This window comes from Wenyingzhuangia fucanilytica (genome assembly GCF_001697185.1).
Taxonomy (GTDB): domain Bacteria; phylum Bacteroidota; class Bacteroidia; order Flavobacteriales; family Flavobacteriaceae; genus Wenyingzhuangia; species Wenyingzhuangia fucanilytica.
In genome coordinates this window covers 2,696,498-2,710,461 of record NZ_CP014224.1, presented here as the reverse complement: position 1 = coordinate 2,710,461, position 13,964 = coordinate 2,696,498, and the positions used below count along the sequence as shown (strand labels likewise).

The following is a 13,964-nucleotide window of genomic DNA, read 5'->3' as shown; positions in this document are numbered from 1 at the left end:
TTAAAAAAAGCGTGTCAAATACGTGTCAAAGGTATTTATCAATTTTTTACAACTATTTAACTGAATAGCTGTAAAAAAAAAATGTATACAAGTCAAAAACAACACACTCAGGTAAACATAGACTACATACCTGCAGAACTACACGAAAACAAAATATGGGAAATACAGTACTATGTATTAAATCCATTTACCGAAAAACTAGAAAGGAAGCGAAACAGAGTAAAACCGCTTAAAAGCATTACACTAAGAAGACAGCTAGCAAAGCAAATGATTGTTAAGATTAATGCCAGGTTAGCAAAAGGGTGGAATCCATTCTTAGAACGTAAAGGATTAAAGGAGTTAACTAAACTTTATGAAGTGTTTGAAATCTATTTAAAAAATATTTCCATTGAATATAAAGATGGTAACAAAAGTCTAGACACTTACAAAACCTACAATTCCAGAATTAAAAATTTAAAAATTTGGCTAGAGGAAAACAGATTGCAAGACTTGTACTGCTATAAGTTTGACTATGAATTAATTGATTCTTTTTTAGACTATTTGCGTTACGACAAAGAAGTGAGTGCTCGAACTAGGGATAATTATATGACATTTATAACAACACTTTCTTTGTGGATGATGTCTAAAAAATATCTAGCTCACAACCCTTGTGAAGGTTTTAAAAAAATTAATAAAAAAACAGAAGCTTCAAGATGTGTTTTTCCACAAGGAATTAGAGAACAGGTGTTGGAGTTCTGGAAGGAGCACAATATCAATTACTTTGTACTGTGTATGACTTGTTACTACTGCCTAGTAAGGAGAACCGAGTTAACTAAAATTAGAGTAAGAGATTTAAACCTAAATAAACAAACTCTTTTTGTAGAGGCAGAAAATGCAAAAAACAACAGAACAGCTCATGTTTCTGTACCTAAAGAATTGGTCTGTTTTTTAGCAAATCATGTGAAAAAAGCAAAGTCAACCGATTTTATTTTTAGTGCAGATAATTTTAAACCAGGAACAAACCAATTAAACCCCAATACCATTACCAATAAATGGAGTGTAATGCGTAAAAAAATAGATATAGACACCAAATACAAATGGTATGGTTTAAAAGATTCTGGAATTACAGACTTAATTATAAAAGGTGTCAACTTAAAATCTGTTAGAGATCAAGCCAGACACCATTCTATTAAGCAAACTGAGGAGTATATTCCTAGAAATATGAAAGAGGCAGATATTAATATTTTAAACTCTGGAGTTTCTTTTATGGATTAAAAGAAATGAGTTCTGCTAATACTAAGTATAGGGATTCATTCTGTTCGAATTCAATGCTTTTTACCAAAAAACTTTGATTCTCCATATAAACACTCCTACTGTTTTCTAATATAGATTTTTCTCGTTGAGAGCAAATAAAATCTACTTCAAAAAAATTAGCAGCTAACAACATTTGTAGCCATTTAATAAAATAAACTTCTGCAATTCCACCACTTCCTGCAATTGCATTAGTTCGATTTAAATAAGAGGTAATATGATAGGTGTCATCAGTTAGATAATTATAAAAAGACAATCCAACTCCGTTTTTTTCAAACCAACTTTTAGTTAATACTTCTGGGGTTTGTTTAAATGATGTTTCTATTATTTCTGTATTTACGTCTTCTCTAAAAACAACAGTTAAATCATTAGATGTTATACTTACAAAATCATCATTATCAGCCGATTTTAACAAGTAATTAGATGTTGTGTTTGTTTTTGGGTATAAAGGCTTTTTGTACTTAAAACCATTAATGTTTTTAACAGGAGTGTTCCAATAAACATCTTGTACATAGTTTAAATTGATAGTTTTTGTTACTTGATCAACAACAACCTCTATATTAAAATCATTTTTTAAAATTTTAATATATTCTGCCAACGTCCAATCTGGTAAAAAACGTTCTGGATGTATAGTTAAGTGATGTTTATAAACTGTTTGCCATTCCGTTTCATCATTTTCAGGTTGAGTAATTTCTACTAATAAATTATTTTCGTGTATTAATACACGGCTTTGCATTACTTTGTCATTAGCTACGTCTCCAACAATACTATATTCTAAGTAGTCATAAAAACTTTGATATAAAGGAGATAATAAATAATAAAAAGGAGCTATTACATTTTGATTATTCAACCCATCTACGTTATTGTTTAATGGAGGAACTCCTAGAACTTTGTAATTAATTGAGCCTTTGTATTTATACCAATCACTATCTGTTTTTAATTCTCCAAATTGAGTTGGATATTTAAAGGTTGGAAAATTAAAATATACTTCTGGAAAAGATCTAGAAACAAAATTCTCTACATAACCTGCCCAAGCCGTATCTATAAAATCAACTGAGGTTGCTTCTATATATGCTTTAGGAGTATTATTTTCTATTTCAATCTCAGGAAAAAAACTATGTATTTTTTTTGAATACTCGTCCAACAATTCATTTGTATATACCAAATCACATTTCCTATAACCATCTACAGGTTCTAATTCATATAAAATTCCTTTATATATTGTAAAACCATCTAAAACAGATACTTTATATTCTTTGTTTTTTTTAGTAAACCTGTTTGAAGGTCCTAAAGCAGCTACTGTATTTTGATTCTCTACAATTAAAAAAGGCTGAGTACTAGAGGCTGTTGTAAAATCACTAGTAAAAGCATCTCGTTCTTTTTTAATTTTAACGGTTGCTTCTACTGTTGGTAAAGTGATGTTATTGATTAATATTTTTAACATGTTAAAAAGCTGTAGTGTTATACAAAAATTTAAAATACATAGATGGTTGGTTTCCCCAAACAGTATCAGAACCTGTAGCAGACTCAACCGAAATAATTCCTGTAAGAATAAATTTAACATCAGGTTTTGATGTCTCAATTCCATCATTATATAGAGATTTTGTTATTTTTCCATCACTATCAAACGTATCTTCTATTTCAAACACTAATGTTCCGTTTGTTTTAATTAAAATAGGAGAACCTTCTCCCATAGTGTATTTAACTCTTCCTATTTCCACGCCATTAAATAAAATTCTTCGTGTTTCAGATTCTCCAGTACTACTTATATCTCCAATCAGTATGGCATCATATCCAAACTCTACCTTAAATTTTGCTGTTTCTCCTGGTTGTCCGCCATAAACAGACAAACCTCCTTTATTAGCTGCTACATTTATTTTATATTCCATAACTGTTAATTTTACTGTTTTTGTACTTGTTTTGTTTCTAACATCTGTAACGGTTAATAAAAACTCATATTCCCCAGCACCTGTCCAATTAGTTAATAGTAAAGTAGATGTTGTTGTATTGCTCATTGTTATTGGTTGTCCACTGTTTTGTGTCCATATCATAGAAAAACCATCTCCTTCTGTATCTGTTATTACAGCTGTAATCGTTTTAGAATTTGCATCTACATAAACATCTACTTCATCAGCCATACTAATAGATGGGGGTAAACTTGAGGGATTGTTATCTACAATTTTAAAGTATATAGACGCAGTATTACTTAACCCTTCTGTGTTTTGAATGTTGAATTTTAAAATAGTATATGGGTCTCCAAAACCTATTCCTGTTAATACTATTTTTTCAAAATCTGCTAAAAGATAAGTGGTTGAATTACTTACCTCAGAAACTCCTGAAGTTTGATGTACGTTAATAGTTCCTTTATTGTGTAGTACAGGAAAAGTAATACTAATAGCCCCTGTACCATTATAAGCAGCTAAAATTTCTGCTTTGGTAATTTCTAAAGCTTCGTTTTCTAAACCAGAAACATTAATATTAACCAAACTTGGTGCTACTCTAAATTGGTTGGAGTTATTAACCACAACAACATGATTGTCATCTAACAAAAATTCGGTAAAATAGTAATGGTTACGTTCCTTTACTTCAGTTCTTTTTTTGTTTTGAATAACAACATTTATAGCTTCATTATTTTTATAATAAAGTACATCTAATGCTGATAAAACATTATTTATTACAGATGAATAGGAAGTGTGATAATGGCCAGAGTTCAGTAAATATTTGGGAGTACTGTTTACTCTATATTTTAATAACTGACCAGAGTCTGATAATTTTAAAGTTTTATGGTCTAAGTCTCCAGTATCTTTAGGATTTCCAAATGTGTAGAAATACTCCCATGCATTGAAATTGTTTTTTACTACTAACTTACTAGGAGTGTAGCCTGTTTGATTGGTAAAATCTAAGGACTTATGATAGCTTTGGTTAGTGCTGTTTAACTCTACATAAACATTATCAGACTCAATAATTTCCAAAGCTTTTAAATTTATATTTAAAGCATAAATACTATAAATATCAATTAAGGTTTGACTAAAAATCACAATATCATTTTTAACTAACTTTAGTGTACAGGCTGTTTTGGCGAAAAAAGGAAGCATTAACACTCCATCTACAGGAACTTTAATGTATTTGTCATAAATACTTAAAAATTGAGAGTTATCTAAATTTATATTTTGTAACTGTTCGGAGTTTATGACCTTAAAAGGATCTAACTCTAAAGTGTTTACCAATGTATTAGAACTTCTTATATACTCTTTAATAATAATGTTTACTTGTTTAATTAAATTTGGTAGTTCTACAATTTCTGTTGATGATGAAACAGGAATATAATCTTGTATAAAAATAGATTCTATTACGTTTTGTAAATCTATAGTAGCGTTGTAATCATCTAGTTTAGATACAGTTTGTACATCATATTCTACTGAATCAACCAAAATAGTTGCTACAAAATAATGATCTGCTCCTAGAGTAGAACGAATTTCAATTGGTAATGGAGCTGTGTTTTGAAAAAGCTCTTGCGGTTTTGGGGCTGATATAATATCTATCATGATAATTTTCCTTTTTGGGTTGAAGCTTCTATTTCGGCTCTAATTTTATCCATGTCTTTTACTTGAGAGTAACCAAAAACAGGGTAAGCATTAATTCCTTCATCTAACTTGTTATATAATAATTGCAGAAACATGGTTTGGTTCTGCATAATAGATTCTAGTTTTTGAGTAGTGTTTTCATTAGCTGAAGGTGATGGGTTTGCTGTAGTGTTTATATTTCCAGTTTCAAAACCACGCACACGACGGTGAGTTATATAAATATTATCTATAGTTTCTTGTGGTAATTGTCTTAAAGTAGGATTATCTATTATCATTTCGGCACCGTTTTCTCCTGCCAAATAACCTCCGTTAGAAAAATAGGTGGGTTCTGTTACCATTTGTGTAGCAGTACTATTTGAAACTCCTGCATTAAACACTTTACCATCAGTACGAGTAAAATTATATTTACCAGTTTCATATCCAGGAACTTTATCATTGGTAGAATTAATAGCTCTAACTGCATTTAAACCAGATGCCAAAGCAATACCTGTTGCTCCTATTTTTTGTATGGTACCAAAAGGTTCTGGAAGCGTGGTTTCGTTCTTCCAAATTTGAGTAACACCTTGCCAAGTGTTTACTGTTGCTTGTGCAGCAGCAGCAACTTTACCTGCTTTTGTATTTTCTCCAAGCATTTGACCTACTCCATTAAAAAATGTTGCTGTAGCTCCAAATTCATCGGCTAATAATTGTTCCTTTTTTTGACTAGTTTTTTTGTCTTGCTCTTGAACCGCTTTGTTATAGTTTTTATTGGTGATTTCTTTTTGTTTGTCAAACGTTGCATTCAAATCTGCTATTTGTTGAAGTGTTCCACCATTTAAACGTAAAATTTCTAATTGTTTTTCTCGTTCTATTTCTATTTGAGCATTAGCAACATCTCTTGTTTTTTGTAGAAGAATTAAAGTTCGTTCTTCATCTGTAGCTGCATCTAAAGCACGGTTTTCTGCATCTAGTTCTATTTTAGAAATTCGTTGTTGTTCTTCAAAAGCTTTTAAAACTTCATCTTCCTTTTGTTTTTGAGCAAGCTTAGCAGCAGTTTCTTCTTCTCCTTGTAATCGTATTAATTCTGCAGTATCAATACCATTCTTTTTAGCCAACTCTATCTGCTTGGCATATTTTTGTTGAATATTGAATAAATCTTTATCTAAGCCTTTTTTACTCTTGGCAATTTGCTCATTTGTTTGTTGTTCTATAAAACCATCAATTGTTTTTAAAGCATTGGCATATAATAATTTTTTAGCATCGGCTTCTTTTTTAGAGGCTTCTCTTACAATATTTAATCTTTTATTTTCTTTATTAATTAAATTTTGCAATTCAACATTAGACATTCCTTCTGTAAAAGAAATTTTTAACTCTGTTGCTCTTTTTTCTAAATCATGTCTTGTTTCAAGTCGTTTTTTAGCTTTTTCTTCTTCAACTTTATTTAATTCATCAATAGCTATTGCGGTTTGTTTTGCTTCATCTTGCAAAAGTTTTATTCTGTTAGCAGATTCTTTTATACGTTGGTTTTGAGCAACCTTAGAACGTTTACCAGATTGTGCATTTAACTCAGCTTCTTTAGCTATTTGTGTATTGATGTTTTCTAAATGAGTAGTTAAAGTTTTTAAAGGTTCGTCTCCTTTGGTAGCTTCCTCTCTAATGTTACGCATTTCAACTGCCCAATTTGCTAAATCTTCATAACCTTTGGTAAACAAACCAGACCAATAACCTTGTCCGGTAACTTCTTTTAGTCTGTTAGCAGCATAATAAGTGTCGTTTACACTAGTTAACATATCAGCTAAAACACCTTTTGCAGATACCATTACACGATTTAAAAATCCACCTGCTGAACTAAGGTTAATCCAACTTTGATTTAATTGTTCATTAACTGAAATTTCTTCTTGTCTTAATTGGGTGATTTCATCCGTACTATCTATTAAATTATTGATATTGGTATCAATGTCCTTTAAAGCTTTTAGGTAGCGTAAAGAAGCATCTTCTCCTGCTCCTCCAAAAATATTAGCAATAGCAGCACCCACTTCTGGAGACTGGTCTCCAACTTCCCCCAAACGCTGTGATATTAGTTTCATTACATCTAAATAGTTAATACTACCTGTTTGTAATTTTTTATAAACTTCATCGGAATTAATACCTAAGCCTTCTAATCCATCTTTGGCTCCATCCACACCTTCACGAATACGAAGCATTCCTTCTTTAATAGTGTCTAATCCTTTGTCTGAAAAAACACCTTCTTTTTTGGCTTGAGTTAATAAGCCAACAAAATCTTCTAAAGGTAAATTTACTTCACGCATTAAAGGAGCATATTCTTCTAGCTGATCTAACATGTCACCAGATATATTTGCTCCTGCTAAATATCCTTTTTCTATTACTTCTAATGCTTTTATATAATCTACTTGGTAAGCTTCTGTAATGGCGTTTGCTGCTAGTAAATTTTCTTTATAGTCTGTACCAAAAGTATCTGCTAAAGCTTTGGTTTTAGCTACAGCATTGTCTAAAGGTTTACCAAATAAATCTGTTAAAAGTTTTGTTTCGTGCCTTAACTCTATTACTTCTTGTGTAGTATTATAAACTTGTTTACCTAAAGCAATAACAGAACCAACACTAGCCAAACCAATTAAAGCTGTACCGGTACTTCCAATGTGTTTTTTTAAATTATTAACAACACCACCTGTTCCATTACTAGCTTGTTTTAACTTATTTACCTGTGTGTTAACTTCTTTTAGTTGTTTTTCGTAATCTTTATAGGCTTTGGTACCAGGTGTAGCATTGGCAAAGGCAAAACGTAATTCTTTTTGATGTGCCGTTAATTGTTTGGATGTTAAAGATGTTATTCCTATTTCTTTACGTAACTCACCCATACGAGTTTTGTTTTCTCTTATAGTTTTGTTGTTGTCTTTTATTTGTTTAGAAATAGTTTTATACTGCTCACTTTCTTTTTTACCTGCAGCAAGTAGTTTTATTTTTTCAGCACGTAAATCTTTTTGAGTTTGAGAAATAGAACGATTTGTTTCATCTAATTTATACAGTTCTTTTTGTGCAGCATTTCCATTTACAACAATATCTAACTTTAAAATTTCGTCGGTTATTTTTTTTGTAGCCATTAGATTTCAATATTTAAGTTACCTGCAATTTTGTTTTTAACATCTTCTGTTAAACCAAACTGTAACTCATTAATAACTCGTTGGTATTCTCCCATAATTATTTTATTGTGAATAGGAGCGTGTAATGGGTTTTTAACATTGGATAATCTTTTCATATCTATAAAACGCTGAGTGAGTAAATGCTCCATGCTTAACGTATCTACACCTGTTACCGTAATGGTTCTGCGTTGTAATAAATTTTTAGGAATTCCTTTTGTTTTATTTAATACTTGTTGTTGCCTTGTAGCAATACGATTTCCTGCACGTTGCAATGTGCTACGGATGTAACGTTTTTCTATGATTGATTGATTTCTATTGCTAATATCCATACTACAATTATAGTGTAGGAACGGAGCAAACAAAAGGACACAAAAAAACCACTCTATTAGGAGTGGTTTTAAATAGATTTTAAGATTACAAAGATTTTTCTTTATCTAAAATTTGTTGAAGGAGTTCGTTTGTTTTTTCTTGGTTTTTTAAAATTTTAGGAACTTTCCAATACCATAACATTAAATCTCTAAAAATTAAAAAAACAATTATTGCAATAAAAATCACAATTCCAAATGCTGTAAATTCTCCCATAGTTAATTTTGTTTTAAATGAATAATAAATATAAAAAACTTATAACTTGCAATAACAATGAAAATTAAATTCATACATATTCTAAAAGATATAAGTAAACTCATTATAATTTATATTATATGTGAAGCTATATGGCAATTGGTAAAATTGGTTCTTTATTTAAGAAACTAAAAAACCTCACTTAATTTAAGTGAGGTTTTTTTATGGTTAACTTATAAGTAAATTACCACCGTTTATTTTTCCATAGTAAAAAAGAATCTTTTACTTTTTTATAACCAACACCAATAAGTACAAAGGCAAAAACACAGGTAAGTATAAAAAACACATAAGTATAAGCAGTCCATTGTGTGGTGGTTTTTTTACTTGTAGTATCGATATGTATTTTAGTAGTGAGTTCTTTTATTTTAGCCTGGTACTCGGTTTCTTTTTGTTGGGTTTTCTGTATGTATTCTTGGTATTCTGTTTGCAAACTTTGGTAAGAGGTTTCTAACACTTCTTTGGTTTGTTTGGTAGCTTGTAATTCTTCTATAGTATAATGTAGTTTACCATTAATGGTTTTTAGGTTTACTAGTAAAGTACCGGTATCTATGGTTTGATCTATAGGTTGTGTATTGTCTACAGCTCCTTTTATTTTAGATGGTGGAGTTGTGGTTTCTGTAACCGTTTTAGATTCTTTTTGGTTTACAGTTTTAGAATTATTTTGTACCACTTTAACAGTATCTACAGATTTGTAGTTGGTAGTAGCAGTATCTTTTAAAAATTCTTTTTGTTCCTGGAGACTTTTACTGGTTGTCTCTTTGGTGATTTTACAACTTACTAATAGTAGCAAGGTTGTTAGGATTAGGATTGCGTTTTTCATTTGTATAGATGGTTTTTGTATTAGTCTAATGGATTTGGGTTTAGTTTTTATTTCACTTTTATTTAAAAATTACATAACCATCACGGTCACGTTTTAGCCTTATTAATTCTTTGCATTTATAACCAAAGGTTTTTTGAAAGTGGGGTTTGTCATTTGGTATAGTTTCATAGCCTTTTGCTTTAAAAAATGAAATACATTCTTCCCAATCGGCAATTTTATCACCATCACCATCTTTTAATAGATCCCATGAAGCTTCTTCAAATGTTCCATTTCCATCGTTATCATATAACAACACAATGTCAAAAGCTAATCCGTATTGGTGATAAGAAAACCAAGCTTTTACCCAAGTAACTATATCACCTGGTAAAGTTCTACCTTGTGCATATAATTTATTTTGTTCTTCTGGAGTTCTATCTACGCAAGAAAAACGCAACCTAACTCCTTTACCTAAAATATTATTATTACATTCTAAATAGTCTGCTTTTAATTGTTCTCTAATTTTAGGATGTGCTTTTTCTATTCTTTGTAGTGTAATGTTGTCGTGTGCCATTTTATATAGGATTGATTAGTGAAAAATCTAAGGAATAACCACAATAACCATTAAAGTTTGATACTGGGTTAACGTCTAATGTTGGAAATTCTATTTGTTCAAAACCATCAATACAACCAAAGTCGTTACGTTGTATTTGTTGAATTAACTCAATAAATTCTATGGCTTTGTTTTGGCACAAGGAAAGTTTTTCTAAAAAAGCTTTGTTTCCATCATTATCAGTCTGCTTTTTAAGAAAATAAAAACTACATAAATCTTTAAATTCAATCTGATCTACATCTTTACTGTTTGGAGAAGAACTAGGAATTACCACCAATAAACCAATTTTTGTAGTCTTAAAATCTCTTGATTTTTTACTAAAATCCTTATCATCAACAATAAATAAATCATCGCTAAATTCAATTTTAGTTTTTACAAACTCTATAAAACTAGATAACTCGTTAATTTTTAACATTGTTTTTGGCTTTTGCGTTTTCTATATCTATGTGGTTTTGATACAATCTGAGCAATATGTTTAAATAAGGTTCTTGCTCTGTTTCTTTTCTGTTACCAAATACGCGTGTTTCTGCCAATGAGAAAAGGACACCAGGCATACCAATACTTTTTTGTTTATTAGCTTTTGCATTAAATATTACAGTCATATCACATTTATGGCCTTTTACATCTAATTCTGTAGCAGTGGCAATAAATTCTTCTACAGCCCAAAACCATAAAAACACACCATATTTTACATGGAATGGTATGGTTTTAAATTCTTCTGTTCTGGCTTCTACAGTAGCAGGATAAAAGGGTAGTCTTTTATCACCATCAAAACCTGATATTCTGTTTTCTTCAGTATCTGGTTTTTGTGGTCTGTAAAGAATAGCAACCAAAGTGTTTAACCAATATTCATCTTTGGTTTGTGCATATTGAGAAAATGCATATGTAGCTTCAATATGTTCTATAAAAGTGATGTTAGAAAATAAATCATCTGGCCCTATATAAATCTTATTGTTATGGGTAATGCTTTTTATTTTGTTATCTACAAATAACAAGCTGTGAGTAACTCTAATTTTATTACCATCTGTTTCTATGTTAAATAAATTATCTAACAAAGTAGTAGCTACATAAATGTTATAGTTTTTTTCTTGGCATTCTGCTTCTGATAGTTTGGTTTTATCATCAACCACCATATTTAAACAATGGTATAATAACAATACTTTAAGTTCAAAAAAAGAAATTTCTTTGTTTTGAAACATGACCATTAACTCACAATATTTTAAATATTGGTGGTACGTAAATTCATCAATATACTCTGGTAAATCTACTTGTAGGTTTATTTTAGGAAACTCTATTGTATTCATGATAAGTCTACGAATTTGTTATTCTTTTCCAAAATCGGCATTGGATCTACAACTACTTCTACCTGGTTTAATTTGGCAATTTCATCTGCTAATATTTGTAAATGGAATTTGTATTTAGTTTCTAAAAAATGAATTTGCTTCTCTTTATCTTCTGAATTATCGGCCATCTTTTTTTTATGCCCATCTACGGAATAAGGAAACATTTCTAAGGGCAATACCTGATATCCATCTGCCAACGCTTTGTAGGCTATTGGTTTTTGAATTAAAAAAAGCAATGTTTTGTCTGCAGGTTCTAAATTATTGGATTTGATTTTAGTCTTTAAATCGTTAAATACAGAAGCAGTAATAATTGGTAAAATGCAACTTTGCTCTATATCTTCCATAAAAGATTGTAGCCTAAGCAATAAATGGTAAGAATTAAAGGTTTTAATGATTTTTGAAAAATCTTTAACAGAATTTATAAACAATGCTTTGTTTGCTTTGTATTCATCAGAATCTGTCCATTCTGGTAATTCAGATGCATCTAACTCACGCAACAAAATATCTAAACCTTTGTAGGCTCTTTTGCGTTGGGTAGATTCATCACGAGCAATCATCCATTCGTATGGAAGTTTTTCAGTTTCTCCTACAGTAGTTAAACGACCATTTCCATCGTGTGAAACAGCATTGTTAGCTTCGTAATTTAACAAGGCAAAACAAAGAATAGGCAATTGTAGCTTTGGCACCAAAGCCATTACTTTAGCATATTTGGTCTTTTGTGCTTGCTCTGCTTCTTCTAAAGGTTCATCCCCTAAATAAGTATCTGTAATTAAATTATAAATATCTGAACCAATTACATCAATAACATCATAAGTAGCGTGTTCAATATCTGTGTTTAGGTTGTTAAAATTAAAATCTGCACTTACAAAACCTAATAGGCTTTTTAGTTCTTCTGAACCTTTTTCGTTTTTATCAAATACTATTTTCATGATCCTTGTGCGTTATGTCTGTTACTTGCTGTTAAATCTTCTTCTTTCTCTGGCATATGGTGGTAGAAACCTACTTTTAAGTTGGCTTCTGGCCAATTGTGTTTAATGGCTATATTCCAAATTTTGGTAATAACCATTTCTGGTAAAGGAGTTTCTGTTAGAATGTGATTTTTGTAAGCGTAAATTTGTTCTGAACCACTATCAGATTTACCATCGGCTCCAACTCCTGCTAATGCATTGTGTAATCCTAAACCTGCTGTAGTAGAAAAAGCTGCATGTTTAGAAATATCTAACTGAGCAGTTACAAAATCTTTTGTTTTTTGCTCAATAGGAACAATTTCCCAATCGTGGGTTAAAACTTTTACACCATTAGCATCTATAGATTTAACAGAGTGCCAAAATTTACCAACATTATCTACTCCAGATAATACATCAGTAATTTCCTTAAATACTTTATTCTTAAAATCTTTTAAGTCTTTTGGATTGTAAGGTTTGTTTTCTAGTTCAGCTTTCTTTTTTAACTGATCTTCTATACTATCCCAATATTTTTGCGGTGATTTTATATGAAACTTTAGGTTTAATGAGTTGTTGGTTAAGGCTTCTAAAATAAAAGGAATAGCACTTGCTCTTTTAATCCAAGGTAATGTTCCTAATAAATCTGGAATAGCATAATCATCAATACCAAAGCTTTTAAATTTAGAATAGTATATGCTTGTTTTGTGTTTGGTAGGTTCTTTAGCATCAAACAAAGGATATACAACATACTTGTTTGTGTAACTACTGTTCCAGTCTCCAACCAATACATGGGTTGGCTTTTTGTCTGAAGCACCACGTTTATAAGCCAAACGGCATTTTGTTAAGTCTAAATATTCAATAGTGGGAATTTTGGTAATAGAAGCTCCTTTGTTAGATCTATTATTTTTTGATATTCTTACCTTAAAAAAACAGCCTTCTGTGTAGTAAAAATCTACAGCAGAACAAAGCATAATATCTTTATAATCATTTTGATCTAACCATTTCTGTATTTCTGTATGTTCTACATATTCTCGTATTACTTTACCTTTAAGCCTTGTTGTTTTATATAGTTCTGCTCCTTGGCCAAACAATAAAGAAACCTTTTTGGTTAATGATCTAGGAGCAATGTTATTTCCAAAAACAACCTCCTGTATTTCTTTATCCAAAGCATTGTCTTTACCATAAGGAATTACACAAAAACCATCTACATCTATAGTGTTTTCAGACCACGACATATAGTCTTTAATAGAAGAATCATTGGTGGTTTCTTGTTTGTTTTCACGGCTCATTACTTCAAACAAACCTGCATTGTTTCCTTGGGTAATTAAGGAATGAGAAGGGGTTAAGTCTATTACTTGATTCTCCATTATATATATATGTTTTTACCTTCAAAGGTCATTAGTAAACACTCGTAGCATTTCTTATTCTGTTGTTGCACAACATCTACATATTCCAATAAAACACTATTGGTTTGGCTCTTGCTTCTAATAAGGGCAGCAGGAACTTTTATTTCTCCTCTGCTTATTCCTCTGGTTTCATCGTAACTAAAAAAAGAAAATGAAAAAGGAACACCTTGTTTGGTGAGCAATTTCATTTGTCTTATAGCTTCTCCTCTTTGTATTACTTGTGCATCCAT

Annotated in this window: 13 protein-coding genes; 1 reads left to right on the top strand and 12 read right to left on the bottom strand. The window is 30.6% G+C overall.

Annotation, left to right across the window (positions count from 1 at the left end):
- Positions 1–81 precede the first annotated feature (81 nt).
- Positions 82–1,254, top strand: a complete 1,173-nt coding sequence (locus AXE80_RS10925; protein ID WP_068827210.1) for a tyrosine-type recombinase/integrase — start codon at positions 82–84, stop codon at positions 1,252–1,254.
- On the opposite strand, the gene AXE80_RS10920 is transcribed toward AXE80_RS10925, so the two are convergent.
- The 12 genes from AXE80_RS10920 to AXE80_RS10870 form a co-directional block, all read right to left on the bottom strand.
- Positions 1,244–2,734: a hypothetical protein gene (locus AXE80_RS10920; RefSeq protein ID WP_068827207.1), complete on the bottom strand. Its 1,491-nt coding sequence runs from the start codon at positions 2,732–2,734 to the stop codon at positions 1,244–1,246. The genes AXE80_RS10925 and AXE80_RS10920 overlap by 11 nt on opposite strands.
- A gap of 1 nt (position 2,735) precedes the next feature.
- On the bottom strand, positions 2,736–4,835 hold the full coding sequence (locus AXE80_RS10915; RefSeq protein WP_068827204.1) for a PKD domain-containing protein: 2,100 nt from the start codon (positions 4,833–4,835) through the stop codon (positions 2,736–2,738).
- The gene (locus tag AXE80_RS10910) at positions 4,832–7,972 is read right to left on the bottom strand and encodes a phage tail tape measure protein (protein WP_068827201.1); all 3,141 of its coding nucleotides are present in this window, start codon (positions 7,970–7,972) and stop codon (positions 4,832–4,834) included. Before AXE80_RS10910 ends, AXE80_RS10915 begins: the two co-directional genes overlap by 4 nt.
- On the bottom strand, positions 7,972–8,340 hold the full coding sequence (locus AXE80_RS10905) for a hypothetical protein (RefSeq protein ID WP_068827197.1): 369 nt from the start codon (positions 8,338–8,340) through the stop codon (positions 7,972–7,974). Before AXE80_RS10905 ends, AXE80_RS10910 begins: the two co-directional genes overlap by 1 nt.
- Positions 8,341–8,425: 85 nt before the next feature.
- Complete coding sequence (locus AXE80_RS14390) at positions 8,426–8,593, bottom strand: hypothetical protein (protein WP_157359396.1); 168 nt, start codon at positions 8,591–8,593, stop codon at positions 8,426–8,428.
- A gap of 223 nt (positions 8,594–8,816) precedes the next feature.
- Positions 8,817–9,452, bottom strand: coding sequence for a hypothetical protein (locus AXE80_RS10900; RefSeq protein WP_068827195.1), 636 nt, complete (start codon positions 9,450–9,452; stop codon positions 8,817–8,819).
- Between the two features lie 58 nt (positions 9,453–9,510).
- Complete coding sequence (locus AXE80_RS10895) at positions 9,511–10,002, bottom strand: M15 family metallopeptidase (protein WP_068827193.1); 492 nt, start codon at positions 10,000–10,002, stop codon at positions 9,511–9,513.
- A gap of 1 nt (position 10,003) precedes the next feature.
- The gene (locus tag AXE80_RS10890; RefSeq protein ID WP_068827191.1) at positions 10,004–10,456 is read right to left on the bottom strand and encodes a hypothetical protein; all 453 of its coding nucleotides are present in this window, start codon (positions 10,454–10,456) and stop codon (positions 10,004–10,006) included.
- Positions 10,443–11,345 (bottom strand): hypothetical protein, encoded by a 903-nt coding sequence (locus AXE80_RS10885; RefSeq protein WP_068827189.1) that lies wholly within the window; start codon positions 11,343–11,345, stop codon positions 10,443–10,445. The genes AXE80_RS10890 and AXE80_RS10885 overlap by 14 nt, the downstream gene beginning before the upstream one ends.
- Positions 11,342–12,313 carry a DUF6712 family protein gene (locus AXE80_RS10880; protein WP_068827187.1) on the bottom strand — a complete coding sequence of 324 codons (972 nt, stop codon included), beginning with the start codon at positions 12,311–12,313 and terminating at the stop codon, positions 11,342–11,344. The genes AXE80_RS10885 and AXE80_RS10880 overlap by 4 nt, the downstream gene beginning before the upstream one ends.
- Positions 12,310–13,695 carry a hypothetical protein gene (locus tag AXE80_RS10875; RefSeq protein ID WP_068827185.1) on the bottom strand — a complete coding sequence of 462 codons (1,386 nt, stop codon included), beginning with the start codon at positions 13,693–13,695 and terminating at the stop codon, positions 12,310–12,312. Before AXE80_RS10875 ends, AXE80_RS10880 begins: the two co-directional genes overlap by 4 nt.
- Positions 13,695–13,964 (bottom strand): hypothetical protein, encoded by a 270-nt coding sequence (locus tag AXE80_RS10870; protein ID WP_068827183.1) that lies wholly within the window; start codon positions 13,962–13,964, stop codon positions 13,695–13,697. Before AXE80_RS10870 ends, AXE80_RS10875 begins: the two co-directional genes overlap by 1 nt.